The 26,737-nt window shown below is 42.3% G+C and carries 29 protein-coding genes; 23 read left to right on the forward strand and 6 right to left on the reverse strand.

All coding sequences use genetic code 11. The features are described 5' to 3' along the window. The first annotated feature begins 7 nt into the window (after positions 1–7). From infA to ACTCIM_RS06165, 3 genes are read left to right on the forward strand one after another with little or no spacing between them, the layout of a single operon-like run. Positions 8–226, forward strand: coding sequence for a translation initiation factor IF-1 (gene infA, locus ACTCIM_RS06155; RefSeq protein ID WP_029966523.1), 219 nt, complete (start codon positions 8–10; stop codon positions 224–226). Further along, positions 227–1,081 carry a PHP domain-containing protein gene (locus ACTCIM_RS06160; RefSeq protein ID WP_472314490.1) on the forward strand — a complete coding sequence of 285 codons (855 nt, stop codon included), beginning with the start codon at positions 227–229 and terminating at the stop codon, positions 1,079–1,081. It begins immediately after the preceding gene. Next, positions 1,081–2,277 carry a peptidase U32 family protein gene (locus ACTCIM_RS06165; RefSeq protein WP_472314492.1) on the forward strand — a complete coding sequence of 399 codons (1,197 nt, stop codon included), beginning with the start codon at positions 1,081–1,083 and terminating at the stop codon, positions 2,275–2,277. Before ACTCIM_RS06160 ends, ACTCIM_RS06165 begins: the two co-directional genes overlap by 1 nt. Here ACTCIM_RS06165 and larC read toward each other — a convergent pair. Together larC and ACTCIM_RS06175 are read right to left on the reverse strand one after the other, a co-directional pair. After that, positions 2,245–3,429, reverse strand: coding sequence for a nickel pincer cofactor biosynthesis protein LarC (gene larC / locus ACTCIM_RS06170; protein ID WP_472314495.1), 1,185 nt, complete (start codon positions 3,427–3,429; stop codon positions 2,245–2,247). The genes ACTCIM_RS06165 and larC overlap by 33 nt on opposite strands. Next, a complete protein-coding gene (locus tag ACTCIM_RS06175) occupies positions 3,419–4,429 on the reverse strand; it encodes a DUF294 nucleotidyltransferase-like domain-containing protein (RefSeq protein WP_035259978.1) in 1,011 nt (336 codons plus the stop codon). The genes larC and ACTCIM_RS06175 overlap by 11 nt, the downstream gene beginning before the upstream one ends. A gap of 184 nt (positions 4,430–4,613) precedes the next feature. On the opposite strand from ACTCIM_RS06175, the gene ACTCIM_RS06180 reads away from it, so the two are divergent. The 16 genes from ACTCIM_RS06180 (at position 4,614) to aroE (ending at position 17,872) form a co-directional block, all read left to right on the forward strand. Beyond that, positions 4,614–4,880: a hypothetical protein gene (locus tag ACTCIM_RS06180; RefSeq protein WP_029966507.1), complete on the forward strand. Its 267-nt coding sequence runs from the start codon at positions 4,614–4,616 to the stop codon at positions 4,878–4,880. Then, positions 4,880–6,454 carry a cation acetate symporter gene (locus tag ACTCIM_RS06185; protein ID WP_029966505.1) on the forward strand — a complete coding sequence of 525 codons (1,575 nt, stop codon included), beginning with the start codon at positions 4,880–4,882 and terminating at the stop codon, positions 6,452–6,454. The genes ACTCIM_RS06180 and ACTCIM_RS06185 overlap by 1 nt, the downstream gene beginning before the upstream one ends. A 77-nt stretch (positions 6,455–6,531) precedes the next feature. Then, a complete protein-coding gene (locus ACTCIM_RS06190) occupies positions 6,532–7,197 on the forward strand; it encodes a CBS and ACT domain-containing protein (RefSeq protein WP_029966503.1) in 666 nt (221 codons plus the stop codon). A gap of 44 nt (positions 7,198–7,241) precedes the next feature. After that, positions 7,242–8,009: a sugar phosphate isomerase/epimerase family protein gene (locus ACTCIM_RS06195; RefSeq protein ID WP_472314498.1), complete on the forward strand. Its 768-nt coding sequence runs from the start codon at positions 7,242–7,244 to the stop codon at positions 8,007–8,009. An 18-nt stretch (positions 8,010–8,027) separates the two neighbouring features. Then, positions 8,028–8,288 (forward strand): glutaredoxin family protein, encoded by a 261-nt coding sequence (locus ACTCIM_RS06200; RefSeq protein WP_464278968.1) that lies wholly within the window; start codon positions 8,028–8,030, stop codon positions 8,286–8,288. Between the two features lies 1 nt (position 8,289). Continuing rightward, complete coding sequence (locus ACTCIM_RS06205; RefSeq protein WP_464278967.1) at positions 8,290–8,637, forward strand: ferredoxin-thioredoxin reductase catalytic domain-containing protein; 348 nt, start codon at positions 8,290–8,292, stop codon at positions 8,635–8,637. A gap of 14 nt (positions 8,638–8,651) precedes the next feature. After that, complete coding sequence (locus ACTCIM_RS06210; RefSeq protein WP_029966495.1) at positions 8,652–8,876, forward strand: NifU family protein; 225 nt, start codon at positions 8,652–8,654, stop codon at positions 8,874–8,876. Positions 8,877–8,958: 82 nt separating this feature from the next. Beyond that, positions 8,959–10,350: a glutamate--tRNA ligase gene (gene gltX, locus ACTCIM_RS06215; RefSeq protein WP_464278966.1), complete on the forward strand. Its 1,392-nt coding sequence runs from the start codon at positions 8,959–8,961 to the stop codon at positions 10,348–10,350. Positions 10,351–10,354: 4 nt separating this feature from the next. Continuing rightward, positions 10,355–12,019 carry a two-component system sensor histidine kinase NtrB gene (locus ACTCIM_RS06220; protein ID WP_472314500.1) on the forward strand — a complete coding sequence of 555 codons (1,665 nt, stop codon included), beginning with the start codon at positions 10,355–10,357 and terminating at the stop codon, positions 12,017–12,019. Further along, on the forward strand, positions 12,012–13,364 hold the full coding sequence (locus tag ACTCIM_RS06225; protein ID WP_472314503.1) for a sigma-54-dependent transcriptional regulator: 1,353 nt from the start codon (positions 12,012–12,014) through the stop codon (positions 13,362–13,364). Before ACTCIM_RS06220 ends, ACTCIM_RS06225 begins: the two co-directional genes overlap by 8 nt. Next, positions 13,342–14,457, forward strand: a complete 1,116-nt coding sequence (queA, locus tag ACTCIM_RS06230; RefSeq protein ID WP_472314506.1) for a tRNA preQ1(34) S-adenosylmethionine ribosyltransferase-isomerase QueA — start codon at positions 13,342–13,344, stop codon at positions 14,455–14,457. Before ACTCIM_RS06225 ends, queA begins: the two co-directional genes overlap by 23 nt. An 11-nt stretch (positions 14,458–14,468) precedes the next feature. Further along, the gene (locus ACTCIM_RS06235) at positions 14,469–14,708 is read left to right on the forward strand and encodes a 4Fe-4S dicluster domain-containing protein (protein ID WP_464278963.1); all 240 of its coding nucleotides are present in this window, start codon (positions 14,469–14,471) and stop codon (positions 14,706–14,708) included. Next, complete coding sequence (locus tag ACTCIM_RS06240; RefSeq protein WP_472314508.1) at positions 14,701–15,756, forward strand: 3-methyl-2-oxobutanoate dehydrogenase subunit VorB; 1,056 nt, start codon at positions 14,701–14,703, stop codon at positions 15,754–15,756. Before ACTCIM_RS06235 ends, ACTCIM_RS06240 begins: the two co-directional genes overlap by 8 nt. A gap of 1 nt (position 15,757) precedes the next feature. Beyond that, complete coding sequence (locus ACTCIM_RS06245) at positions 15,758–16,507, forward strand: thiamine pyrophosphate-dependent enzyme (RefSeq protein ID WP_029966185.1); 750 nt, start codon at positions 15,758–15,760, stop codon at positions 16,505–16,507. Between the two features lie 3 nt (positions 16,508–16,510). Beyond that, positions 16,511–17,071: a 2-oxoacid:acceptor oxidoreductase family protein gene (locus ACTCIM_RS06250; RefSeq protein ID WP_029966175.1), complete on the forward strand. Its 561-nt coding sequence runs from the start codon at positions 16,511–16,513 to the stop codon at positions 17,069–17,071. Further along, positions 17,072–17,872 carry a shikimate dehydrogenase gene (aroE, locus tag ACTCIM_RS06255; RefSeq protein ID WP_472314511.1) on the forward strand — a complete coding sequence of 267 codons (801 nt, stop codon included), beginning with the start codon at positions 17,072–17,074 and terminating at the stop codon, positions 17,870–17,872. On the opposite strand, the gene ACTCIM_RS06260 is transcribed toward aroE, so the two are convergent. Continuing rightward, positions 17,869–19,491, reverse strand: a complete 1,623-nt coding sequence (locus ACTCIM_RS06260) for a lytic transglycosylase domain-containing protein (RefSeq protein WP_472314514.1) — start codon at positions 19,489–19,491, stop codon at positions 17,869–17,871. The genes aroE and ACTCIM_RS06260 overlap by 4 nt on opposite strands. 103 nt (positions 19,492–19,594) lie before the next feature. Between ACTCIM_RS06260 and rlmB the strand changes: the two genes are divergently transcribed. Continuing rightward, complete coding sequence (gene rlmB, locus ACTCIM_RS06265) at positions 19,595–20,314, forward strand: 23S rRNA (guanosine(2251)-2'-O)-methyltransferase RlmB (protein WP_472314517.1); 720 nt, start codon at positions 19,595–19,597, stop codon at positions 20,312–20,314. Here the strand turns inward: rlmB and ACTCIM_RS06270 are convergent. Then, positions 20,311–20,862, reverse strand: coding sequence for an HDIG domain-containing metalloprotein (locus ACTCIM_RS06270; protein ID WP_472314519.1), 552 nt, complete (start codon positions 20,860–20,862; stop codon positions 20,311–20,313). The genes rlmB and ACTCIM_RS06270 overlap by 4 nt on opposite strands. 62 nt (positions 20,863–20,924) lie before the next feature. Between ACTCIM_RS06270 and ACTCIM_RS06275 the strand changes: the two genes are divergently transcribed. Beyond that, positions 20,925–21,791, forward strand: coding sequence for a rhomboid family intramembrane serine protease (locus tag ACTCIM_RS06275; RefSeq protein ID WP_472314522.1), 867 nt, complete (start codon positions 20,925–20,927; stop codon positions 21,789–21,791). A 1-nt stretch (position 21,792) separates the two neighbouring features. Here the strand turns inward: ACTCIM_RS06275 and ACTCIM_RS06280 are convergent, their stop codons facing one another. Beyond that, complete coding sequence (locus ACTCIM_RS06280; protein WP_464278953.1) at positions 21,793–22,398, reverse strand: MvaI/BcnI family restriction endonuclease; 606 nt, start codon at positions 22,396–22,398, stop codon at positions 21,793–21,795. A gap of 13 nt (positions 22,399–22,411) precedes the next feature. Then, positions 22,412–23,269 (reverse strand): DNA-methyltransferase, encoded by an 858-nt coding sequence (locus ACTCIM_RS06285; protein ID WP_464278952.1) that lies wholly within the window; start codon positions 23,267–23,269, stop codon positions 22,412–22,414. Positions 23,270–23,490: 221 nt separating this feature from the next. Between ACTCIM_RS06285 and ACTCIM_RS06290 the strand changes: the two genes are divergently transcribed. Then, positions 23,491–24,888: an MATE family efflux transporter gene (locus ACTCIM_RS06290; RefSeq protein WP_464278951.1), complete on the forward strand. Its 1,398-nt coding sequence runs from the start codon at positions 23,491–23,493 to the stop codon at positions 24,886–24,888. A gap of 9 nt (positions 24,889–24,897) precedes the next feature. Continuing rightward, on the forward strand, positions 24,898–26,736 hold the full coding sequence (locus ACTCIM_RS06295; protein WP_464278950.1) for a UbiD family decarboxylase: 1,839 nt from the start codon (positions 24,898–24,900) through the stop codon (positions 26,734–26,736). The last annotated feature ends 1 nt before the right edge of the window (position 26,737 follow it).

Here is a 26,737-nt window from a genome sequence, read left to right on the forward strand (position 1 = left end):
AAGTTATATGGCCAAAGAAGAAGCAATTGAAATGGAAGGAGTAGTAGAAGAAGCCCTACCCAACGCCATGTTTCGCGTAAAGCTGGACAATGGACACGTGGTCTTAAGCCACATCTCAGGGAAAATGCGTAAATACTATATTCGTATTTTACCTGGAGACAGGGTAAAGGTAGAACTATCTCCCTATGATTTAACCAGGGGTAGAATCACCTATAGGTTTAAATAAATGTCTGAAATTGACCTACACACTCACTCCACAGCCTCTGATGGCACTTACCAGCCCAGAGAGCTTGTACACTTAGCCCAGACCACAGGACTTAGAGCCATAGCCCTAACTGACCACGATACAGTAAGTGGCCTGGCTGAGGCTTTAGAGGCAGGAAAAGAGCATCACCTGGAAGTTATTCCCGGATGCGAGTTAAGCGTCCAGTTTAAGGGAGTAACCCATATCCTGGGCTTATATCTAAATCCCCAGGCAGAAATTTTACAAAGGGAACTGCATTATCTGCGCCAAAAAAGACACCAACGAAATAAACTCATTGTGGAAAAGCTAAACTCCCTGGGCCTGGACATTACTTATGCTGAAGTACAAGCCAAGGCCAAGGGAAGTGTGGGCAGGCCTCATTTAGCCCAGGTATTGATAGAAAAAAAAGTGGTTAACTCTGTGCAGGAAGCCTTTGATTCCTACCTGGGACCCAAGGGCAAGGCCTTTGTGCCCAAAGAAAAATTCACTCCTCAAAAAGCCATTGAAATCTTAAAAAAGGAAGGGGCTAGCGTCATTCTAGCTCATCCCTTTTCCCTAAATTTAGACCTGGAGGAATTAGCCAGGGAATTAAAAAAATTAAAAGAATGGGGTTTAGACGGTTTAGAAGTTTTTTATACAGAACATTCTCCCAGCTTAACCCAGGAATATCTCAGTCTGGCTAAAAAGCTAGACCTGATACCCACTGGTGGGTCAGACTTTCATGGACAGGTAAAACCAGATATTTTCCTGGGTGTAGGCAAGAACAACTTGCACCTACCCTATTCCCTTTTAGCCAATCTCAAAGAACAACGCTCAAAACAAGGACTCCCCTGCTAATGTTTAGACCAGAGCTTCTCTGCCCTGCTGGAGATGAAGAAAAGTTTTTCACAGCCCTAACCTATGGAGCTGATGCCCTTTACCTGGGAGGAGAAGAATTAAGTCTAAGGGCCAAAACCAAAGGCTTTTCTCTTCAGAACCTTTCCTCTTTTATCCAGATTGCCCATAACCAGCAGGTAAAGGTCTATTTTTGCCTGAACATCCTGGCCCAAGAAAAGCACCTGCCGCAAGTACAAGCTTACCTGGAACAATTAAAAGCCACAGAAGTAGATGGCCTAATCATTGCTGACCCGGGCGTAATTAGTTTGGCCCAGAAAATAGCTCCACACATTCCCATCCATTTAAGCACCCAGGCCAATACTTCCAACAGTGCAAGCATCCTCTTCTGGCAATCCCAAGGGGTAAAAAGGGTCAACCTGGCTCGAGAATTAGACCATAGACAAATAGCCCAAATCAAAGCCCAAGTGGGAGAAAGGGTAGAATTAGAAGTTTTTGTCCACGGAGCCATGTGCATGGCTATTTCTGGACGCTGTTTTTTAAGCAGTTATCTCAATCAGCGCTCTGCCAATCTGGGACTGTGCACCCATCCCTGTCGTTTTGAATATAAGCTAATAGAAAAGACCCGGGGACAAGAACTTTTTGAAGTACAGGAAGAAGAATTTAGCAAAATTTTGGCCAGTGAAGATTTGGGACTAATAAAATATCTGAACTGGTTTAGAAAAAAGAAAATCCATTCCTTAAAAATAGAAGGCCGCAATAAAACCACTTCTTATCTGGCAAGAACTGTAGATGCCTACAAAACAACCCTCTTGGATTTAGAGAAAAAGCAATTTTCTTTGCCCCGTTATTATAGCTACCTGGAGCCAAGTTTAACCAGGCCCTTAAGTACGGGTTTTTTTCTCTCTCAAAGAAAAATCTTACTTCACCCTTTGGCCCAAAAAAAAGCCATCCTGGGCCAGGTGGCTGAATCTATAGATTCCAATACTTACACCCTAAAGGTAAAATCCCGCTGGGATACCACTAAAAAGGTAAACTTACTCTTGCCCCGCCTAAAAAAAATCACCCTTGAACCTAAGGATTATGCCCTGGAAAAAGAAAATGGCGAAAGGGTTAGCCTGGCTCATCCTGGCTTAACCTATGTATTTAAAACCGACTCTCCCTACCTAGCTCCCCATCTTTTGCTGGAAGAAGTATAAGCCCACTTCTTCTTCTAAGAGTTTTTTGGCTTCTAAAAAGGAACACCCCTCTTGCCTTGCCACTGCTTTAATGTCTTCTGCCTCTATTCTCCATTGCTTTTTATCTGGCAGTTGAAAACACTTTAGCCTTACTTCTCCATAAGAGGTGCTTACCTTCTCTATCCATCTTTTTACCACCACTCTCCTTTCTAAGCGAATTCTAACCCCCAGGGTAAAGGTGGTTTTAAAAAAAAGGGATTGGATAGGAGCCAGTTTGTCTGGAGGGCAAAGCACCTGCAACAAGCCTCCTGGCCTGTTTTTTTTCATTAGACCTGGCAAAAAGAGTACATCCAAAGCACCTGCTTGAAGAAAAGTATTAAAAACCTCCCCCAGTTCCTCGCCTGAAAGGTGGTCCACATTGCTTTCCAGAAGGTAAACCTCCTCCTCTTCTAAAGCCATTTCTTCTTCCAACAAAAAACACCTCAGGCCATTAAAACCCTTATCCCAGGTGCCAAAGCCAACTCCCTGGGACAGCAAAGTCCCTTGCGGGGCTTTAGAAAATCCATCTACCACCCAATCCAGTAAAAGAGCGCCTGTAGGGGTTATGGCTTCAAACTCCAAGAACCTTCCAGAAAAAGGCTTCCCCTGCAAAAGCGCAAGGGTGGCAGGAGCAGGCAAAGGTACTTTACCATGGCCTATCTCCACTTCTCCCTGCAACCAGGGTAAAGGACTGGCCATAACCTTATCTACTCCCAGCTTTTCTATTCCGCCCAAAGCCAGCACCAAATCCACCAGGATGTCTTCTCCGCCAAGCTCGTGGAAATGCACCTCTTCTGGTTTTTGGGAGTGAATTTTAGCTTCTATTCTGGCCAGTTTAAAAAGAGCCTCTTTTACTGTGGTAAAGAGCTCAGGAGAAAGCTCTAAGGAAGAAAGTAAGTCCAGCAAGTCCCTTAGTTTTCTATTTTTGTGGGTTTTCGCCAATCTAATTTCTAACTTTTTACCCAGAACTCCTTCTCGACTAAAATTTTTAAACTCTATTTTTACCTTTAATTTCTGCTCTAAAGAGCTTACAAGGTCAGAAAAATCCACCTGCATATCTGCTAAAGCAGATACCAGCATATCTCCGCTAATGCCCCAGCTAAGGTCCAGAAAAAGTACTCTTTTACAGGCCATAATTTGCACTCAGACTAACCAGATCCACAAACTTCTGCAGATAGTTTAATCTTTTTTTCAACAACTTCTTTTCTTCTTTGGGCAGTAAGTGAGGGTTTAAAAAATTGATTTCTCCCTTTTGTTCTAGTGCCTGTCTTAAACGCTTGGCCTGGGCCCATTCCCAGAGGTTTTGCAACTCCTTTCCCATCTTTTCTTCCACATGCCCTTTTTGAATTAAAAAGGAAAGCCTCTCTAAAGTATGGGCCTTTACAAAGCCATATTTCAGGCTAAGTAATCTCGTAGCATTGATGAGGTGGGCCAAAATACTTTTTTTAAGGTTAATTCCCCGTTCTTCACCTTTTTTTTCCAGAATAAAATTTCCCCAAAAACTCAAAGGGACACGGAATTGTAAAATTTCTTCTACCAATAACCTCCAGATAACCGGGTGTTTCCGAATAGTTTCTAAAACTTCTGTACGCAACTGAAAAATCTTTTCTTTTTCTCCATATAAAGGTTTAAAATCCAAAATAAGTCCTGACTGCCAGGGTCCCCTTTCCTTAGGGTTTTCTAACCAAAATAAAATTTTCCTTTTCCACTCCTCAAGGGTGCCTCTCCACTTTTCTTCAGAAATCATCACCTTGCCAGGACAAAGAGGTAGACCTGCACCATCTAAAGTCAGAACTATCCTCTGACAAACCTCCTCTAACTGGGCCTCATCTAGTTTTTCTTTTGGTAAAACCAGGCCATTATCCTGATCTGAACCCAGGACTTGCTCTCCTCGTCCTCCTGAACCAAATTCTAAAAACACACATTTCTTCAACCAGGGAAACCTTCTGGCAAAATAATTACAGACCTCTATAGCCAGGGCCTCGTTAAACCTGGAAATAGCCAGACTTACCTCTCTAGCACTTTTGCCCTCTTCTAATAACTTTATCACCATGGACTGACGCCAGGCTCTAATTTTTTTGAGTCGTCCACTTTCTAAAAGAAGGGCTAAATCTTTACGCTCGGTTAAAACCATCGCTTCTTTCCCTGGCTAAACGGATTTTTTTTTACCTTAAAAGGAGCATATTCACTCCTAACGGTCAAGGAGTATTTCCCATTCCATTCACCGAAAGAATATAGACTTTTTTATTGATTATTATAATTTAAATGCATCTTTAATGTTTTAAGTCTTGTTTCACTCAAGACAAAGGAGGTTTACCATGTCTAATGTCCAAAAAATAAGAAAAAAACAGCTCAACTTTGCTCTTAAATTTGGCATTCCTTACTTTCTCTTTATAATTGTAATGTATCTAGCTGTATATATTGGCAAAGAAACTATTATCAAGATAAAAATATTTTCTTTGCCCCTACATTACTTCCTGGTAGCTATTTTTATTTACCCTCTTACCTGGTTAGTTTTTGGCTTTTATGTAAAAAAAGCCAATGAAATGGAAGATAATCTGGAAAAAATAGAAGGAGAAGAATAATGGAATTAGGGTATCAGGTTCCCATTACAGCCTTAGTTTTAATTGGCCTTATGCTGGCCTTTACTGTGATTACCACCTGGATGTTTCGCATCCAAAAAACTTCTGCTGATTATTATCTGGCAGGCAGAAAGGTAAATAGTTTTATCAATGCTTCAGCCATTTCCAGTGATTATTTAAGCGCTGCCTCCTTTTTGGGAGTAGCAGGCATAGCTTTTTTAAAAGGCTTTGATGGCATCATTTATGCCTTTGGTTTTTTTGTGGGTTATATTGCTCTGCTCTTATTTTTAGCCTCTCCTTTAAGAAAATTTGGAAAATATACTGTGCCTGATTTTGTTTCTGAGCGCTTTCACTCCAAAACAGCCAGAGTTTTAGGCGTAATTGGAGTACTTTTTGTCTCCCTCTTTTATATGGCTCCTCAGATGCTTGGCGCTGGCAAGGTAATGGGCTTGCTCTTAAATATGGAATATAAAACAGCTATTGTGGTGATTGCCATCATCATTACCTTATACGTCTCCATCGGCGGAATGAAAGGTACCACCATAAATCAGTTGGTTCAGTTCTGGATTCTTTTTGGTGCTATGTTTTTACTTGCCTTTATTCCCTTTGTACTCAAAGGCTATACCTATACGGATATTATCAACTTTTTACACTCCTTAAACCAGCCAGAGCCCTTAAAAGACACCACCTTTGTAGGCGCCAGTTATACTGCACCTGGCTTTTGGCTCACCAATCTCAAGGATACCTTTTCCCTGCTCCTGGCCCTTATGTTTGGTACAGCAGGTCTTCCCCATATCCTGGTACGCTTTTATACAGCCCCAGATGGCAAGGCTGCCAGGCGTACAGTTATTTATGTACTTATGTTAATAGGCCTTTTTTACATCTTATCTCCTTATGTAGGGCATGTGGTCCGCTATGTGTACATGCAGGCAGAGTCCTTAAACTTACCCAAGTACCTTACCTACTGGCTGGCTCAAAACGGTAAAAACTTAGCTGTACCAGTAGCTGGTTCTTACTTTGGCGGGCAAATACTTTTAGGTATTGTGGTGGCAGGCGCTTTTGCAGCTATTTTATCCACAGTAGCTGGTCTGATTATTGCCTGTGCAGGTGCCATTGGCCACGATTTGGTGGTAAACATATTTAACCCCAATATGCCCGAAAAAAACAGAGTGCGCATTGCCAGGCTTTCTTCCTTAATCATAGGTCTTCTGGGAATTCCTTTGGGATTTATTGCTGAAAACCTGCAAATTGCTGTTCTGGTGGGTCTGGCCTTTGCCATTGCAGCTTCTACCTTTTTCCCTGTTCTGGTTATGGGGGTATGGTGGCCCAAAATGACCAAAAATGGAGCTATTGCTGGCCTTTTGACCGGTATTATTGGTTCTTTTATCATGATTTTGGGCAAATCTTACCTGCCTTCTATCTTACAATTTAAAAACCCAGGTGGCTTTGTTATGCTTTTGACCTTTTTAAACATCATTCTCTTTTCCAAGCTGGAATTGGCCCAAAAAGGTGAAAAGGCCCTGCCTCCTGATGTGGAAGAAATAATGGGAGTATTACACGGCCCAGAGAAAAATTAAAAAGGGTTGCCTTAAGCATGGATAATGGTTAGACTTTTCTGTATAAAAAATTAAGTTAAACCAGAAGGAGGAAACTAATGTTAATCAAAGACTGGATGACCAAAGAAGTAATCACTGTTACTCCAGATACTTCCATGCTTAAGGCTTCTAAAATATTAAAAGAGCACAATATTCGCAGGCTCCCGGTTATTGACGAACAGGGAAAATTAATAGGCATCGTTACTGATAGAGATATTAAAGACGCCTCTCCATCCAAGGCCACAACTCTGGATGTTCACGAACTTTATTATCTGCTTTCAGAAATAAAAGTAAAAGATATTATGACCCCCAATCCCATTACCATCAATGTAAATGATACCGTAGAAAAGGCAGCCATAACCATGCTCAAGAAAAAAATTGAAGGCATGCCTGTAGTAGATGAGGACGAAAAGGTAGTGGGTATCATTACAGACACAGATGTTTTCAAAGTCCTTATTGACATTACTGGTGTATATCTGGGTGGCATCCAAATGGGATTTACCCTGGAAAATAAACCCGGCACCCTCAAAGCCATTTTAGAAGTTTTAAAACAACACAATGCTAGAATTACAAGTATTTTAAGTTCTTATGAAAAACCAGTTCCTGGGAAAAGACAGGTATTTATTCGCATTCAAGATATGGAAAAATCTGAAGAAAACAAACTTAAAGAAGAACTGGAAAAGAATTTTGAACTCCTTTACTGGATAAGAGATCACGTAGCTTAAACCAACCAAGGGAAAGCCCAGGGCTTTCCCTTGAAAAAGTTAATATGGATTTTCTTCCCCTTCTTTCCACAGGCTCTCTTTTTCACTTACCCTTAGAACAGATAGCTTCTATAGGACAAAAAGCTGGATTTAGGGGCCTGGAACTTATCTTAAATACTCCAGAACTAACCCAGGACCTGGAAAGGTTAAAAAAAGTAAATTCCCTTCTTCCCATTCGAAGTATCCATGCTCCCTTTCGCAATTGGAGTCTTTGGGGTGGTTATTTAAAGGCCCTGGAAAAGACCATAACTCTGGGACAAAAGCTAGAAAGTGTCCAAAACATTACCCTTCATCCTCCCTTACTACGCCTGGGACACCTGGGACATTTCTGGTGGTTTACTAAAAGCAAAAATTTACCTCAGGATTTAAACTCCTCTCTTCCCCTTTCCCTGGAAAACCTGCCCACCATGGAAAAAGACCCCTTAAATCATAAAGGCTTTTCTACCTATTTAAAGTTATGCGCAGAAAAAAAACTTTTTCTCACCCTGGATGTCTGTCATTTGGGAGTAAGTAAGGAAAATATTTTAAAGGCCTTAAAAGTAGTCTTTGCAGAATGTTTTACTGCTCTAAAAAATATCCACTTTTCTGATGCCAGGGGACTAAAGGAACACCTTTTTCCTGGCCAGGGAGACTTGCCTCTAAGCCAATTTATAACTAAACTAAAGCAATACAATTATAAAGGTTTACTTACTCTGGAAGTAGGCCCTGCCTGTTTGCCAAAACAGGAAGAAGAGATTATAGCAAAATTAAAATCTTTTTTAAACCAACTTTAAACCTCAAAAGGAGTTCTTATGCCGAACAAAGATATTGTTCTTTTTGCTTTAAGCACCTGTATACACTGCAAAAACACTAAAAAATTCCTGGACCAAAAAAAAGTTGATTATGATTGCATCTATGTGGACCTGCTGGAAGGAGAGGAAAGGGGAAAGGCCATTGAGGAAATCAAAAAATACAATCCAGACCTATCTTTTCCCACTTTGGTAGTTTTATCCAATGGCAAAGTAGTGGTGGGGTTTCAAGAAGATAAAATTAAAGAAGTTTTGGGATGCTAAAATGCAGGTTAAAGACCTATATGCTTTTTTAAAGCAAACTCAAGAAAAGCAAGGTTACTATTTTAATCCTGACCAGGAGATGGTAGAACAACTTCTGGAAAGTCTTTTAACCAACAAAAAACGCTATGGTTACATGGCCTGTCCCTGCCGTCTGGCTTCTGGCAACTACGAGCTGGATAAGGACATTCTCTGTCCCTGTGTTTACCGGGAGGCAGATGTCAGGGAATATGGAAGTTGCTTTTGTGGACTTTATGTTTCTAAAGAAGTAGTTGAAGGCAAAAAACAACTGGAAGTGGTGCCAGAAAGAAGACCTGCTTCCAAGGTATTAGCAGCATTAAATAAAAATTAACCCAAGGAGGCTTTATGTTAAAAAACAAGGTCCAAGAAGTATTGGATAAAATTCGTCCCAATCTCCAGGCTGATGGAGGGGACGTGGAACTGGTAGAGGTTACAGATGACGGTATTGTCAAGGTGCGTTTAACTGGCGCCTGTCATGGCTGTCCCATGTCTCAACTAACCCTTAAAAATGGTATTGAAAGGCTTTTACTCAAAGAAATCCCTGCCCTTAAAGGTGTAGAGGCTGTTTAGTTTACTTTTTGTACAAAGTCTTTTAAGCGGGCTTTACAGCCCGCTTTTTTGTTTTTTCAAATGCCAACACAGGAGGAAGTAAATGACAGTGGTTACTCGTTTTGCTCCCAGCCCAACCGGGTATTTACATATTGGAGGCGCAAGGACAGCGCTTTTTAGTTATCTTTGGGCCCGCAAAAACCAGGGAAAATTTATCCTGCGCATAGAAGATACAGACCAGGAACGCTCCACCCCAGAAATGACCCAGGCTATTCTGGAGGCCATGGAATGGTTGGGGTTAGAATATGAGGAACTCTATTTTCAAAGTAAACGCCAGGAAATCCATCAGGAATACATAGATAAACTGGTGGCTGAAGGTAAGGCCTACTGGTGTGAATGTTCACCCGAAGAAGTGGAACAGATGCGCCAGGAAGCCATGGCCAAGGGATTAAAGCCCAAATACAACGGCAGATGCAGAGAAAAAAACTTAGGCCCTGGTCCTGGTAGAGTGGTACGCCTGAAAGCTCCTCTGGAAGGAGAAACTTCTTTTGTGGACCTGGTTAAAGGTAAAATCAGCGTTCAAAACCAGGAACTGGACGATTTAATCTTACGCCGCTCTGATGGTACACCCACTTATAACCTGGCAGTAGTAGTGGATGACCTTACCATGGGTATCACCCATGTCATTAGAGGTGATGACCACGTAAACAATACCCATCGCCAGATTTTAATCTACAAGGCCTTAAATGCACCTATTCCCCAGTTTGCCCATGTGCCTATGATTCTGGGACCAGACAAGAAAAAATTATCCAAACGCCACGGCGCTCTTTCTGTCATGGTGTACAAGGAAATGGGGTTCTTACCTGAAGCCCTGCTAAATTACCTGGCCAGATTGGGTTGGTCTTATAAAGACCAGGAAATCTTTTCCAAAGCAGAACTTATAGAAAAGTTTAGCTTAGAAAACTTGAGCAAATCTCCCAGTGTCTTTGACACTGAAAAGCTTCTCTGGTTAAACAGCCACTATATCAAAGAAAGCTCCAGGCAAAGACTGGCTCAACTTCTACTGGAGTTTTTGCAACCAGAAGGCTTTAATCCTTCTCTTGCGTATCTGGAAAAGATAGTGCCCCTGTATCAACCACGAGCCAAAACCCTAAAAGAAATGGCTGAACAAATGCACTTCTTTTTAAAAGAGGCTAAAGAGCTTGACTATGACGCAAAGGCAGTGGAAAAGTTCCTAACCCCTGAAGTTATCCCTCACTTGCAAAAGATAAGGGAAAAAATTGCAACTCTCACAAATTTTGAGCAAAAAGCCTTGGAAAATATCTTTGCAGCTTATCTGGAGGAAAACCAGTTAAAATTCAAAGTCATAGCCCAGCCTTTAAGGGTGGCCCTTACTGGCCAAACTGTAAGTCCAGGTTTATTTGAAACCATGGAAGTTCTGGGCAAGGAAGAAGTCTTAAATCGTTTACAAAGGGCCTTGGAACTGGCTACCTAAAGACATGGATATTCTCTTACAGCAAAAACGCAAAAACCAGCTTATTTTAATGGTTTTGCTCTTTATTCTTTTGGGATTTCTCCTACTTCTCCTTACCTGGAGAAATCTCACTTTGCAGAAAAAAGCTATCTATCAGCATTTAAAGCTGGCCTCCAGTTCCATCAGCAGGGGTATTGAAGCCTCTCTTTTTCGAGGCATGATGTTTATGGGGGGAAGGATGATGGGAGAGCAAATGATGAGACATCATCCACCCCTTCCCTTTTTACGACCCAGGGCCAAAGAAATTCTGGAAGACTTGGTAAAAGAAGGTGATGTATTGGCCATTATTCTGGCGGACAATCAGGGACACATCCTGCCTATTTTCAGGGACAACAAGCTACAAACTCCTTTAAAACAAATCCTTCAGGGGCCTTTTCAGGAAGCAGAGTTTAAAATCCTTTCCTTTAACCAGCACTATCTGGCAGTTTTTAGTCAACAGACCCGTATTCCAGTAAGCTCTTTTTTTCCAGAACAAACCCATGACTTTTCTGCTCCTCCACCTAAAAATTACCTTCTTTTGGTTCTGGATGCTACTCATCATCTGGTCCTCTATCAAAAATTCCAGAAAACCCTCTTTATGCAAATAGGTTTTTTGATTTTACTGGCCATTTTTCTTATCACCATTACCACAGCTTATCTTAGAAGGCAGGAAAAGAGTGAGCGCCTGGCCAGTCTGGAAACCTTTCACTCCAAATTACTGGACAATCTGCCAGATGGTTTACTTACCATTGACCAGAAGGGAATCATTAACGCTGCTAACCCTGCCCTAAGTAAAATCCTGGATTCTCCTCTAAAGGAAATTATTGGCCAGCCTTTAGCCCGCTTTTTTGACCCTGAGTTTCCCAGCCAACAGTGGAAAGAACTGGAACTAGGCACAAAAAAATTAGAAATCCTCAAGGTGCCTTTAAGTGGAGAAGAGCTTTTTCTCTTAAGGGACCGAACTGAAATAAAAAAAATGGAAGAAGAGCTTATTCAAAACCAGAACCTGGCCACCATTGGCCGTTTTGCCACAGGCATGGCCCATGAAATCAGAAACCCTTTAAACGCCCTCAAAGGTTTTGCCCAATTTTTTGCCCAAAAATTTGCCCAGGAAGAGCCTGCCAAAACCTATGCTAAGACCATGGTTCAAGAAGCAGACCGTTTGAATCGAGTCATAACCGACCTCCTTACCTTTGCCAAACCGCAAAAAATAGAAAAAAGAGTATTTTCGCTAAAACCCTTTCTGGAAGAAATCTTGCGCTTGCTTCAGTTTGACTTGCAAAACAAAAACTTAAACTTTAAACTAGACTTAAAAGTAGAAACTATTAAGGCAGACCAGGACTCCTTAAAACAGGCCTTAATCAACCTGCTTTTAAATAGCATCCAGGCCTCTAAACCAGAAGGAATCATTGAAATAGCAGCAGAAAGGGTAAGGGAACAGATTTGTTTAAAAATAAAAGACTATGGCCAGGGAATGACTAAAGAAGAATTAAAAGAGGCCTTTACGCCCTTTTTTACCACTAAGGAGCAAGGTACGGGCCTGGGTCTAGCCATTGTGCAACAAATAATCACCAGACATGAAGGCCAAATTAAAATTAATTCTTTGCCTGGAAAAGGAACAGAAGTAATTATTTATCTGCCCTATGAATAAAGAAGCTTTTATAGAAACAACTCCCTGCCTTTTAGTGGTGGATGACGAAGCTTCCCAGCGCCTTCTCATTAAGGCTGTTATGGAAGAAGAAGGCTGGCTGGTCAAAGAAGCCAGTAATGGACTAGAAGCACTAAATATCCTGGACCAGGAAAATGTGCAGGTAATTTTAGCTGACCTCAAAATGCCCAAGATGGATGGCTTGGAACTCCTGCACAAAGTACAAAGCATAGACTCTCACCTGCCTGTAATTTTGCTTACAGCCTTTGGCACAGTGGATTTGGCTGTAGAAGCCATGAAAAAAGGTGCCTTTGACTTTCTCACCAAGCCCACAGACATTGAGGAATTAAAGAGTACTTTAAATAAAGCTTATACCTATTTTCTGGCCAGTTCTGAAAAATACGCCTCTGGCTTTCACCAGCAACTGGAAATCATTGGCCAAAGCAAAATCATGCAACAACTTATCCAGCTGGTAAGGCAGGTAGCGCCGTCAGAGGCCAATATCTTGATTACAGGAGAGTCTGGCACAGGTAAGGAACTGGTAGCCAATGCCCTGCACAAATTGAGTTTGCGAGCCAAAGAACCGCTCATCAAAGTAAACTGCGCCAGCTTGCCAGACAACCTTCTGGAATCTGAACTCTTTGGCTATGTAAAAGGAGCCTTTACTGGCGCCTACAAGGATAAACCCGGACGCTTTTTACTTGCCCACAAGGGAACCCTCTTTTTAGATGAAATTGGAGAAATGCCCCTCAATCTCCAGTCCAAGCTGTTAAGGGCCTTACAGGAAAAGACCATTGAGCCCCTGGGTGCTATTCACTCTGTACCTGTAGATGTGCGTTTTATTTGCGCCACCAACAAAGACCTCAAGCAAGAGGTGGAAAAGGGAAACTTTAGAGAAGACCTTTATTTTCGCATCAATGTTATTGAAATTCACTTGCCTCCCTTGCGGGAAAGAAAAGAGGACATTCCCCTGCTGGTCAATCACTTTTTAAAAAAGCTGGGGGACAAAAATCGCAAAAAAATCCACAAGGTCTCGCCAGAGTTTCTGGAGCAGCTCACCTATTATGACTGGCCAGGCAATGTGCGGGAACTGGAAAACATCCTGGAGCGCGCCATTATCCTCTGCCCTTCAGATACCCTGGAGGTCAACCAGTTGCCACCTCACCTTTTACCTCAAAAAAACTCCAGAGCCATCCAGGAAAACCTGGAAGAAGCAGAAAAAAAGGCCATTATTGAAGCCCTTAAAGCCAACAATGGCCATCGAGAAAAAACTGCCCAAGCCCTGGGCATTAGTCGTAGAACCCTGCAATACAAGCTTAAAAAATATGGACTTACCAAAAAAAGATAACCTGCCTGACCTCTTCAACCTGGATACCTATGATTTTTCCCTGCCCTCAGAACTCATTGCCTCCCTTCCGCCCAAAAACAGGGGCACTTCCAGGCTGCTGGTACTGGATAAAAAAAGCGGAGACATCACTCTGGCCAGTTTTAAGGAATTAGCCCGTTTTTTACCACCCAAGAGTTTGCTGGTAGCCAACAACACCAAGGTCTTACCTGCAAGGATTTGGGGAAGGAAAAAACAGCAAAACCATCTGGGAGGCAAAGTAGAATTTTTACTCCTAACACCCTTTCCTCTCCTGAAAATCCAGGATACCCGTGAGAATTTTAAAGAGTGTATAGCAGAAGGACTGCTAAGGGCCTCCAAAAGACCCAAGCCTGGCCAGGAAGTGGTCTTTACTCCTGACTTCTCCCTGGAGGTCCTGGAAACAGGAGATTTTGGGCAGGCAAAGGTAAAATTGATTTTTCAGGGAGATTTAAAGGAAAAGTTTTTACAACTAGGCCATATTCCCCTTCCACCTTACATCAAAAGAGCAGACACGGATTTAGACCGGGAAAGATACCAGACCATTTATGCAGCAGAAGAAAAGATAGGCGCAGTAGCTGCACCTACTGCTGGCTTACATTTTAGCCCTGAACTGCAAGCAAAATTAACCCAACTGGGCTTTGATTTTGCTTATATCACCTTATATGTGGGCTATGGGACCTTTTCGCCCATTCGCACCCAGGACATTCGCCAGCACCAGATGCATGGGGAATATTTTGAAATTCCAGAACAAACTGCCAGGAAAATTCAGGAAGCCAAAAAAAACCAGCGTCCTGTAATAGCCATTGGCACCACTACAGTAAGGACTCTGGAAGGGGCCTACCAAAAACATCAAAAGATTAGGGCCTTAAAAGATGTAACTGACATCTACATCTTTCCCGGGTATGAATTTAAAGTGGTAGATCATCTTATTACCAACTTTCACCTGCCAAAATCTTCTTTAATTATAATGGTTTCTGCTTTTGCTGGACTTGAAAACATAAAAAGGGCATATAAGCTAGCTATAGAGGAAAAGTTTAGATTTTTCTCTTATGGAGATGCCATGCTTATCATTTAAGAGGAGGCGACATGTCAAAAGTGGTTTTTTTGGAAGAATTATGCAAAGGTTGTCTGTTATGCACTCAGGTGTGCTCTAAAAAAATCATCACCCAATCCTCACGCTTTAACAAGCAGGGATACAAGGTGGTGGAAATAAAACCAGAAGACCTGGAAAAGTGCATAGCCTGTGGCTTCTGCAGTCTGGTTTGCCCGGATTCAGCCATTGTGGTTTATAAAAGTGTAGAGGAAAAGGAGCCAGAAAATGTCTAAAAAAAGACTCTTTGTAAAAGGCAATGAAGCCATAGCCCTGGGGGCCTTGGCTGCAGGATGTAAGTGTTATTTTGGCTATCCCATAACCCCTCAAAATGACATTCCTGAATTTATGTCCAGAGAATTACCCAAAAAAGGGGGAGCCTTTGTCCAGGCTGAAAGTGAAGTTGCTGCTGCCAATATGCTCCTGGGAGCAGTTAGTGCTGGAATTAGAGCCATGACTTCCTCTTCCAGCCCTGGAATTTCCCTCAAACAAGAAGCCATTTCTTATATGGCAGGAAGTGAACTTCCTGGTGTTATTGTCAATATGAATAGAGGTGGTCCTGGCCTGGGAGATATTGGCCCTTCTCAAGGAGATTACTTTCAAGCTACCAAAGGCGGAGGCCATGGAGATTATAGACTGCTTGTCTTAGGTCCTGGCACTGTGCAAGAAGCCTATGATTTGACCATAAAAGCCTTTGACCTGGCCTTTAAGTATAAAAACCCCGTAATGATTTTAGGCGATGCCATTTTAGGGCAGATGAAAGAGCCCATTACTCCCTGGGAACCAGAAGTTCCTGAAAAAGAAGCAAAGGAATGGTGCCTGGAAGGAGCAAAGGGAAGACCGCCCAGGGTCATCAAATCCCTGTATCTTGAAGATGGAGCTTTGGCCAAGCACAACCTGAAGCTGGCCCAAAAATATGCTGAGATGAAAAAAGAAATCCTCTTTGAAGAATTTCTAACCCAAGATGCCAGCCTCATTGTGGTGGCTTACGGCTCTATTGGTAGAATCGTCAAAAGCACCATCAGGACTTTGAGAAAACAAGGGCATAAAGTAGGACTATTTAGGCCCATAACCCTCTATCCTTTCCCCAGTGAAGCCCTACAGGTTCTGGCCAAAGAGGGCAAAAAGTTCCTGACCATTGAGCACAATCTGGGACAAATGGTAGAGGATGTACAATTGGCTGTTTGCCCTTATGCCCAGACAGATTTTCACGGGCATTTGCCTGGCAATTTGCCCACTCCCAATGATTTTGAAGAACCCATAATCAAGGCCCTGGAGAAGTAAAATGACTGAAAAAATAATGTTTCCCAAACCCCAAGTACTGGCTGATAGGCCCACCCATTACTGTCCAGGCTGTCATCATGGCCTGGCCCACAAACTGGTGGCTCAGGTATTAGAAGAACTTAAGCTTCCAGAAAAAACCATTTGTGTTGGCTCTATTGGCTGCTCTGTTTTTATTTACAACTATTTACTTTTAGACACCATAGAAGCTCCGCATGGACGGGCTCCTGCTGTAGCCACAGGAGTAAAACGAGCTAGACCAGATAAGTTTGTATTCACCTACCAGGGAGACGGAGACCTGGCTGCCATTGGTCTGGCTGAAATAATGCACTGTGCCAATAGGGGAGAAAGGGTTAGTGTAGTTTTTGTCAACAACACCATCTACGGCATGACAGGTGGACAAATGGCTCCTACCACTCTGGTAGGCCAGAAAACCACCACCTGCCCTGGTGGAAGATGCAAAGATAGGGAAGGCGAACCTTTTAAAATGGCTGAAATTATTGGTTCTTTGGGAGGCACTGCCTATGCTGCCAGAACCGCTCTAAATGACATCAAAAACATTCAAAAAACTAAAAAAGCCATTAAGCTGGCCTTTAGAGCCCAGTTAGAAGACAAGGGCTTTGGTTTTGTGGAAATCCTTTCCAGTTGCCCTACCAACTGGAAAATGACTCCCTTACAGGCCAACGAACGCATTGCCAAGGAAATGATTCCCTACTTTCCTTTGGGCGAATTTAAAAACACCCTGGGAGAATAAACAATGAGCAAATATCAAGATGTAATTATAGCTGGCTTTGGTGGACAAGGAGTAATGCTTATTGGAAACTTGCTGGCCTATGCAGGTATGGAAGCAGGATTAAATGTGACCTATATCCCTGTCTATGGTCCTGAAATGCGCGGAGGTACTGCCAACTGCACTGTAGTTATTTCAGAAGAAGAGATTGGCTCTCCCATCATCTTTAACCCCAAAAGTCTAATTATCATGAACCGTCCTTCTCTGGACAAGTTTCAACCCAGATTAGAGGACAAGGGCACCCTTATTTTGAACTCTTCCCTGGTAGATGTGGATTTGGTAGATAAAAAAAGAATAAAGGCCTTTGCTGTTCCAGCCAATGAAATAGCTGACTCCTTGGGCAATACCCGCATGGCCAACATGGTAGCCCTGGGGGCTTACATTGAAGCCACCCAAATTATTCCCTTAAAGGTAGTGCAGGAGGCCTTGCCTCAAGTAATTTCCAGCCACTACCAGCACCTTATACCTGCCAACAGCCAGGCTCTGGAAGCAGGTGCCAATTATGTTCAGGAAAAAGGTAGTTTGTAAATGGAACTCTATGGCGTCATAGGTTCCCCCATCAAGCATTCTCTAAGCCCAGTTTTGCACAACTGGGCTTTTCACTATCTTGGCTATAGAGAAAAGACCTATTGTTCTTGGGAAGTAAAAAAAGAAGAGTTAAAGACCTTTCTAAGCCACCTGGATTTATACCAGATTAAAGGTCTTAGTGTGACCATACCTTTAAAGGAAGCTGTGCTCAACCATGTGCAGGCACAAAGCGAGAGGGTAAAAGAAATAAAGGCAGCCAATACCCTCTTTAAAACTTCCAGGGGCTGGAAAGCTGAAAACACAGATGTTTACGGCTTTTTAAAACCTCTAAAAGACCTAAATTTAGATCTTTCTTCTGCCCTGATCTTAGGCGCAGGCGGGGCTAGCAGGGCAGTGGTTTATGGATTAAAACTGTTAGGGCTAAAAGAAATTTACCTTAGCAACCGCACCTATAGTAAAGCTAAAAAACTAGCCCAGGAGTTTGACCTCATTAGTCTTAGGTGGGAAGAGAGAAAAAAGGTAGAGGCTGAACTTATTGTCAACACTACCAGCCTGGGCTTAAAGGGAGATAAGGAAGGTTTAACGCCCTGGGATTATCCCTTTAAAAACACAAAGATAGCCTATGACCTTATCTACACTCCTTTACAAACCAGATTTTTGACCCAGGCCAAAAAAGCAGGTCTAATCACCCTTTCTGGCTTAAACATGTTTGTCTATCAAGGCCTGGAGCAATTTAGGCTTTTTACCGGGCAGGAGTTTCCCGTAGCCAAAGCCATGCTCTTGCTGCGCCAATACCTTTAGGGCACATAAATTTTCAAGGTATCTCCAGGACGCAAGATACTGTCCGAACTCAAATTGTTCCAGAGGGCAATTTGCTTCCAGCTCACTCCAAAGCGTTTGGCAATGGTCCAGAGGTTGTCTCCTCTGCGTACCTGATAGCGCACCAGTTGCCCTTGATGAAACTTTTTCACTTCTTCCCTAGCCAGCCTGGTCTGTTGGCCGCCCAAATCCGGTATATACAGTTTTTGGCCTATAGAAAGCCTGGAAGAAGTAAGGCCATTGGCTATTTTCAAGGTTTTTACACTTACTTTAAATTGTCTAGAGATACTCCACAGTGTATCTCCTGCTTTTACCTCGTAATTAGCACGCTTTTGGGCACTTGTTCGCACTGAAGCAAGCACATTTTCTTCTGACTCTCTATCCCCACGAGGTATGATGAGAAGGGTATTGGGATGCAGTAAATTATTTTTTAAATCATTTATCTTTTTTAAAACAGCAATAGGCACTCCATACCTTCTGGAAATAGTCCATAAAGAATCCCCAGACCTTACCTTATAGCGAATAAATCCAGCATAACTCTTCTTTTCTTTTTCCAAAAATTGCCTTGCCAGTTCTACTTTTTCCTGGGGCAAATAAACAGTAATCTCCCCATCTGGAGGACTAACCATTCTGCGCACAAAGGGATTGTGCTCCCTAAATCTGTTCCAGTTCCAGCCCAGAGCTTGAGCAAAAGCCAATAAATCAGTGCTGGGCGGAATGCTTAATTTGGCTTGGGTTGGGGTTTCTTCCCAGTTTAAAGGCTCAAAGCCCAATTCTTCCAGATGGCGAACAATTTTTAAAATAGCTAAAAACTTGGGGACATAATGTCTGGTCTCCAGACGCAAATACCTTCTATTTTTTCTGCTCTTACAAATATCAAAAAAATTATCTTCTTTGCTCTTTTTAAGGGCTTGCCTGATCTTTCCTGGGCCAGCATTATAGGCAGCCAGAGCTAAATACCAGTCTCCAAATTCAGCATAAAGCTCTTTTAACATCTCAGCTGCTGCATAGGTAGATTTATAGGGATCCCTTCGCTCATCTATCCACCAATCCACCCTTAGGCCATATTTTTTGGCCGTATAGGGCATAAACTGCCACAAACCTGCAGCTCCAGCCCGGGAATAAGCCCAGGGATTAAAACCACTTTCTGCAAAGGGCAAAAAAATCAAATCTTCAGGTAGCCCCTGCTCCTTAAATACCTTGCGAATAAAAGGCAGATAGGCCTGAGCCCTTTCTAGCCAGCGTACAAAAATTTTTCTTTTAGAATGAGTATAGTACTTAAAGTAAAGTTTTAATTCCTTGGTTTCATAAAGGTCCAGTTCAAAATTAAGGGTATCTTCTTTGGCCAGGACATCCTCTTCTTGAGGAAGCAAGTTGGCATCCTTGTCCTCAGGATTGGCAACAACTTCTTCCTCTAAATTTTCCTGAGGTTGCTCCTTTTGCTCTGCAAGTAAAGAATCTGTTTCCGGGGGACAAATTTCTTCTTTAGTGGTGGCATTCTCCAGTGCCTTATTTTCTAAGTACTTAACTTCTTTTGGCTTATTGAATTGAGCACAGGCAGAAAAAGAAAAAATCAAAAACAATAAAAAAAGATATCGCATTACAACTCCTTGTTTTCCCTTCAAGCTCTCTATCTGCTAGTAAAAACAAAAACACTTGGCAAGCAAGTCTTTAATAGCTAGATGCTAGTTTACAGGAGGCCATATGAAAATAATTGCTGGCAAAAAACCCCTTTTAGAACTTTTGGAAACCAATCCCGAACAAATAGAGCGTATCTTTTTAAGTAAGAGCCGGAAAAATTTAGAAAAAATCTTAACTCTTTGTCGTCAACACAAAGTAAAATATAAATTTTTACCGGAAAAAGAATTAAATCAACTCTTTGCCGGCAATCATCAGGGGTGTGTGGCCAGATTGCTTATAACCAATACCCTTGGCCTGGAAGAGCTACTGGCTACATCAGCTAAACTTCCGCTCATTTTAGCCCTGGATTGTGTCCAGGACCCTCAAAATATCGGCAGTCTCATTCGCACCCTGGTGAGTTTAGGTGGACAGGGACTTATTTTGCCCCAGGACAGAACAGCCTATCTGGGAGAAGGCGTAGTCAAAAGCTCAGCTGGAGCAATTTATAAACTGCGTGTAAGTAGAGTGGTCAATTTAGGGCGAGCCTTACTGGAAGCCCAAAAACAAGGTTATTTTCTTTACGCCAGCTTACCCAGGGAAGGAGACAATCCCTTTACTACCAGACTCCAGTTTCCCGCCATACTGGTGCTGGGGAATGAAGATAAGGGAATTCGCCCTGGAATCTTAAAAAAATGCCCTTATCACCTTACTTTGCCCATGCCTGGTGAATTTGAGTCCCTAAATGTAGCCCAGGCAGGTGGCATTTTAATGGCTGAATTTTTACGCCAATATATGTTTGGCTAAAATCCCAAATCCCTGGCAATTTTTTGCATGCCCGCAATAGCCAGAGACAAAAATTCACTTAACTCCAGGTTGAGTTTGCTACATTCTCCAATCGTCTCCCTATTTACAGAAGCAGCAAAAGACTTGTCCTTCATTTTTTTGCGCAAGCTTTTGGGCTTCATGCCTTCCAGTTTGTTGGGACGAACATAGGCTGCAGCCATAATCAAGCCAGTAACCGTCTCCCCACAGCGCAAGGCAAAATCCAGCTTGCTTGTGGGTTCAACCCCGGTCATTTCTCCATTATGGGCTTTTATGGCCTGAATACTTTCGGCTGGCAACTTGTCTTTTAAAATCTCTGCACTCTTAAGGCCATGCTTTTGAGGGTTGTCCTTGGTGCTTTCATAGTCCAGGTCGTGCAAAAGCCCGGTAATCCCCCAGAGTTCTTCATCTTCCTGAAAAAACCTGGCCAACTCCCTTAAGACTCCTTCTGTAGCCAGACTGTGTTTTAGCAAACTTTCTTCCTGAATATATTGCTGAAGTAAGGCAAGGGCTTCGTCTCTACTTAGCATCCGGTTTTCTCCTTTACAATTTTTTTGACTCTTTTAGCCCTAAAAGCTTACAAAGGGCAAGTATGGACAGGGAAGATAACTGGCAGGAACTTTTTCCTTGGCAAGATACCCGCAAGGACCAGGAAAAACTGTTGGTTCTGGAAGCCTTAGGGTTTAACTGGCAGATAAAAACCACTACCCATGGTTTAAGTGTATTTATAGCAAAAGAGCAATTTCCCCTGGCCCAAAGGGAACTACTGGAGTATGAGCAAGAATGTCAAAGAAAAGCTTCTTTAGCCCAACACTCTTACTTTCTTTCTTCTCCTTCAACTTCACTTATCTGGAGCAATATAGCCCTGCTTGGCCTGCTTTTAATCTCCTTTACCCTTCAACAACATCTCCCCTCTTTTACTGCTCTGGGCATGTTAGATGGCGAAAAGGTCTTTAAAGGTGAAGGATATAGGCTCTTTTCCTCCCTTTTTCTGCACAAAGACCCTGCCCATCTTTTGGGCAATATCTTTTTTAGTTTTTACCCCCTCTATCTGTTAAGCCAGTATTATGGAACAGGGTTTACCTGGCTAATAATTTTAGGCTTAGGCACACTTGCCAATGGCCTTAATCTTTTCTTTTTGGGTTCTCCCCATAAAAGCTTGGGCTTTTCCACAGCCAGTTTTGTAAGTTTGGGCTTACTTTTTGCCACCTTAAGGGGAAATAAACAGGCTATCCCTGGCCTGGCCCTGGGCCTTGGCCTGGGCTTTTGGGCCCTTTTTTCTGGAGGGAAAAATACCGACCTGGGCGCCCACTTTTGGGGACTGATGGTAGGACTTCTGGCAGGCCAGTTTTCTGGCCTATTGCAGAAAATTGGAAAAGGAAAACAGGTCCAGCTACTTTCCTGGCTGGGGATACTTTTGTTGTTTTGTGGTTGTTATTTGGTATATTTAAAAAAATAAATTAAAGCTTAATAAATAAACTTAAAAAACTTTTGCGAGCATAAAATGCCCTGGTTTTAGAACCATGGCCTCTCCCTTTGGTTCGAGGCTGAATATATTTTCCCATCTTACCCGTCAAAGCCTCAACACCTTTTTCTCTAATAGTATTTCTAACCAAATCATAATCTTCTTTTACTTCCTGATATAATTTTCCCTGGAGAGTAAACTCCACTACTGAATGAATATAGCTGGGTTCATCTACGCTCTTGCCTACGGTTCTAGCCACAACCACAATCTTTTTTAACTTGTTTAACAAATGACTATCCTCAAATTCTTTTTGTAATACATTTACTGGATCAATCATAGTTATAGCCATTGTTTCTTTAAAGATAAGATTTCCATCTTTTTTGTATTTAAGAGGGATAGATTTTAGTTCCCAAGAGCCAAAATTAGGAGACCTGGAAGAGTTAAGAGGCAACTCTAAGTATCGTTCCAGCACATGCCCGGCCCAACCTTTATTTACCTTTCCTTGCTCACTATACACTCGAACTCCCAATTCCTCAGCTAAGGAATGTAATTCCTTACCAATTAATTTTTTTAATTTTTCAATTGCTTCTTGTCGTTCCATCTTTTATCCAAATTTAAGGAAGTAAGGCATATCCTGGCTCTTCTTCTTTTACTTGAAAACTCCCTAAAAGGTTTTTCTGTCTTCTTAAAAAAAGAATGTCTTTTAGTCTGGGTATAGCTAAGCCTTCTAAATACTCTTTTTCAGAATCAATACCTACGAACTTGCGTTTATATTTTAAAGCAACAACCCCTGTAGTTCCACTGCCACAAAAAGGATCTAAAACAATATCTCCTTCTTTACTGGCAGCTAAAATTATTCTTTTCAGTAAGCTTTCTGGTTTTTGTGTGGGATGTTTGCCATATTTTTTTTCTCCATTCTTAACTGTACCTATAGCCCAGACACTGCGCATTTGCTTACCAGGCTTTTTAATAAAGTCTTCATCCCAGTTTCCATGCTTCATCAGTTCATAATTAAAGGTATGCTTTGCTTGCTTGTTTTTTTTAGCCCAGATCAAAGTTTCATGACTGGCAGTAAACATTCTGCATGATAAATTGGGAGAAGCATTGGGTTTAAACCAGCAAATATCATTAATCACATGCCATCCTTGCCGTTGTAAAGCAAAACCACAAGCATAGATAGAATGATAAGTACCAGAAATCCAAAGACTTCCATTGGGTTTTAAAATTCTTTTACAAGCTTCTATCCATTTAAAGTGAAATAAAAAATCCTTTCCTACTCCATTGCTTTTATCCCACTTGCCTTTATTTACAGAAACTCGTTTTCCAGCATGGCAGGTAAACCCATCATTGGATAAATTGTAAGGAGGATCTGCAAAAATCAAATCAATACTTTCTGCAGGAAGCTGCTTCAAAATTTCAAGAGCATCTCCCAGGTACAGACGAACTCCCATTTCACTAAAATAAGCCTTCATCGGTTCACTTGTCCTTAAAATTAGCTTTTTAATTCTTTAAAGCATAACTTAGCCTCTATCCCTTTTCAAGGTTAAAAAAATCTCAAAAATTTAAGTTAAATTATTTTTTTTACCTAACCTAATTTGCTATATTTTCTTACAATTTCGCTTCCTTTTATTCCCTTGCTAAAATCCACAAAAGAAGGCAAATTCTCTCTTTTAGACAGCTTAGGAGAAATCTTGTGTTTTTCAAAATAAAACCCAATAATTGGCCTCTTTCCCTCAAGGAAATCTGGACCATTACCTGGCCTCAGATCCTTACCATGTTTTTTCACTTTCTCATTGGTTTTACTGATGTGTTTGTAGCAGGCCGCCTGGGTAAGAATGTCCAGGCCTGTATGGGAGTAATCTCTCAAGCCATGTTCTTTTTTCTGGTAGTGGCCATGGCTGTGGGCAATGGTTCAGTAGCTGCCATCAGTCAATCCCTGGGCTCCAAATTGCCCTTGCGGGCTCAGCGCTATATGGGGCTATCCCTTCAACTTGGCTTTATTTTTGGCTTAATTATCCTGGTTGGCGGATTATTGGGCCTGGATATCTTTTTAAAACTACTCCAGATACCAGAAGAAATTTATCCCATTGCCAGGTACTTACTGAAAATCTCCTTATATCTCCTTCCTGCCTATTACCTTTTAGTCATCACCAATGCCTTTTTTCGTGCTCAGAAAAAAGTCCTCTACCCTCTCTACTCTACCGCTTTAGTAGCTGGAATAAACATTCTTGGTGATTTTGGATTAGGGCTTGGTTTATGGGGACTGCCCAAACTAGATTATAAAGGATTGGCCTGGGCTACTTTTGGCTCTATCTTTCTGGGGTTTGTGGTCAACTTAATTTTTCTGCTCTCTCAAAACATCTTCTCTCTCAAAAACCTTCCTCCCTGGCGCTGGATCAAAAAAGGACTTCCCTATCTTTTTAAAGTGGCCTGGCCAGCAGGCACCTTGCAAATAGTCTGGCATTCTGCTTACATGGTGCTCTATGCCATTGTAGCTTCTCTGCCTGTAAACAGTGTGGAGGCCTTGGCTGGAATGAGTGCAGGAATCCGCATAGAATCCTTTCTCTTTTTGCCAGGTTTTGCCTTTAATTTTACAGCCTCCATTTTGGTCGGGCACTTGCTGGGAGCAGGAGATTTACCTGGAGCTAAAAAAGCTGGTTATCAAATCATGGGACTGGGTTTGCTCATAGTAGGCTTGTTAGCTGGCCTGGTCCTTTTCTTTATCGAACCTGTAGCTGGATTTATCGCGCCCGAACCCCTGGTGAGACAAGAAGCTATCAACTATCTCTACTTTAATGTGGCAGCTATTCCCTTTTTGTTGCCAGCCATGATTTTAGGTGGAGCGCTTACAGGCGCAGGAGCTACCCTTTACCAGATGATAGTTATGGGCAGTTCAGCCTGGCTGGTAAGAATCCCTCTAGCTTATATCCTCGGCCATGTGGTATTTAAAGAAGCTACAGGAATATGGCTGGCCATGTTTATTTCCATGGTTTTCCAGGCCCTTTTGATGTTATTTTTCTATCACTTTAAAAACTGGTCTAAATTTGCCTTGCGCAATAAAAAAATAGCCCCAAGCCCAAATTATAGTTAAGAGGTAAAAATGGGAATCAAAAACACCCGGGAACTGGTACACTTACTGGAAAGTAAAGGAGAGCTGGTCAGAGTAAAAGAAGAAGTGGATGCCCAGCTGGAAATAGCTGCCATACAAAGAAGAGTATTTCAAAGGCAGGGGCCAGCCCTTCTCTTTGAAAGGGTAAAAAATTGTGCCTATCCCTTATTAGGAAACATTTTTGGAAGTAAAAAAAGGTTAAAGCTTATCTTTGCTGATACTCTGGCCCAGGTGGAAAGTCTGTTTAAACTCAAAATTGACCCTCTGGAAATCTTTAAAAAACCTCATTACTGGTGGACCTTGCCTCGAGCCCTGAAAAACACCTGGCCCAAAATGGTAAAAAAAGGGCCTATTCTAAAACACAAAATAAGAATAAGTGCTTTACCCAGGTTAAAATCCTGGCCCAGGGATGGTGGAGCTTACATTACCTTACCCCAGGTCTATACTGAAAGCCCCTTTAAACCTGGTCTTAAAAACTCCAACTTGGGTATGTACAGGGTTCAGTTAGATGGCAATGAATACCTTCTGGACCAGGAAGTGGGCCTGCACTATCAAATTCACCGGGGTATTGGCGTCCATCACCAGCAAGCCCTGCATCTGGGACAAAAACTACCAGTAAACATCTTTGTGGGCGGACCACCAGCCATGACCCTGGCCGCTATTATGCCCTTGCCTGAGGGCATTGCTGAAATCTTTTTTGCTGGAGTGCTGGGAGGCCAGAGGATTAAATTGGTCAAGACCCCGGAACACCCCTTGCCCCTTTTAGCAGAAGCAGATTTTTGTATTTGTGGTTATATAGACGGAGTAAAACCAGAAGGCCCCTTTGGCGATCACTTAGGCTATTATAGCCTCAAACACCCGTTCCCGGTGTTAAAAGTAACCGGGGTCTATGCCCGTCCCCAGCCCATCTGGCCCTTTACCACAGTAGGCAGACCACCCCAGGAAGACACCCTTTTTGGAGAGTTTATCCACGAACTCACCAAGGACCTGGTGCCCACAGTCTTTACTGGCGTAAAACAAATTCATGCAGTGGATGCTGCTGGCGTACATCCCCTTCTTCTGGCAGTTGGTAGAGAAAGCTATGTGCCCTTTAGTACAGAGCGCATCCCACAGGAAATCCTCACTCAAGCCTTCTCCCTTCTGGGACAAACCCAGACCTCACTAAGCAAGTATCTCTTTATCCAGGCTGAAGAAAAGGGAGAAGCCCTGGATGTCTATAATATCCCCAATTACTTTCAAACCTTTTTAGAACGCCTAGACTTAAGGCGTGACCTACACTTTATCACCAGAACCACCATGGATACTTTAGATTATACTGGCATTAGCTTAAATCAGGGTTCCAAACTGATTTTAGCAGCCTGTGCGCCTAAAAAGAGAGAACTGGGCCAAGCAGAAGAAGCGCAATTTAAACTGCCAGAGCCCTTTGGCAAGCTTACCTTTTTTGCTCCTGGCATTCTCATTCTCCAGGGACCTGGCCACACCCTGCCCAGGGATGAACAAGACCCTGTGCTTAGAGAACTGGCTAATTACTTATTTACTCAAAAAAACATAGAAAAGTTTCCCCTGCTGGTGGTGGTGAATGATGCCTTATTTACAGCTAAAAACTGGGAAAACTTTCTCTGGGTTACCTTTACCCGCTCTGATCCAGCCACAGACATCTATGGCGTGGGAGAATTTACCCACTGCAAGCACTTTGGGGCTCAAAAAGCCATTATTATTGATAGCCGCTTAAAGGGCTATCATGCCCCACCTCTGGAAGAAGACCCGGCAGTCCTGAAACGCATTCAAAAATTGGGAGAAAAAGGCAAATCCCTATATAAAATTTTATAAA

The sequence above is a fragment of the Desulfonauticus sp. genome, assembly GCF_055126295.1.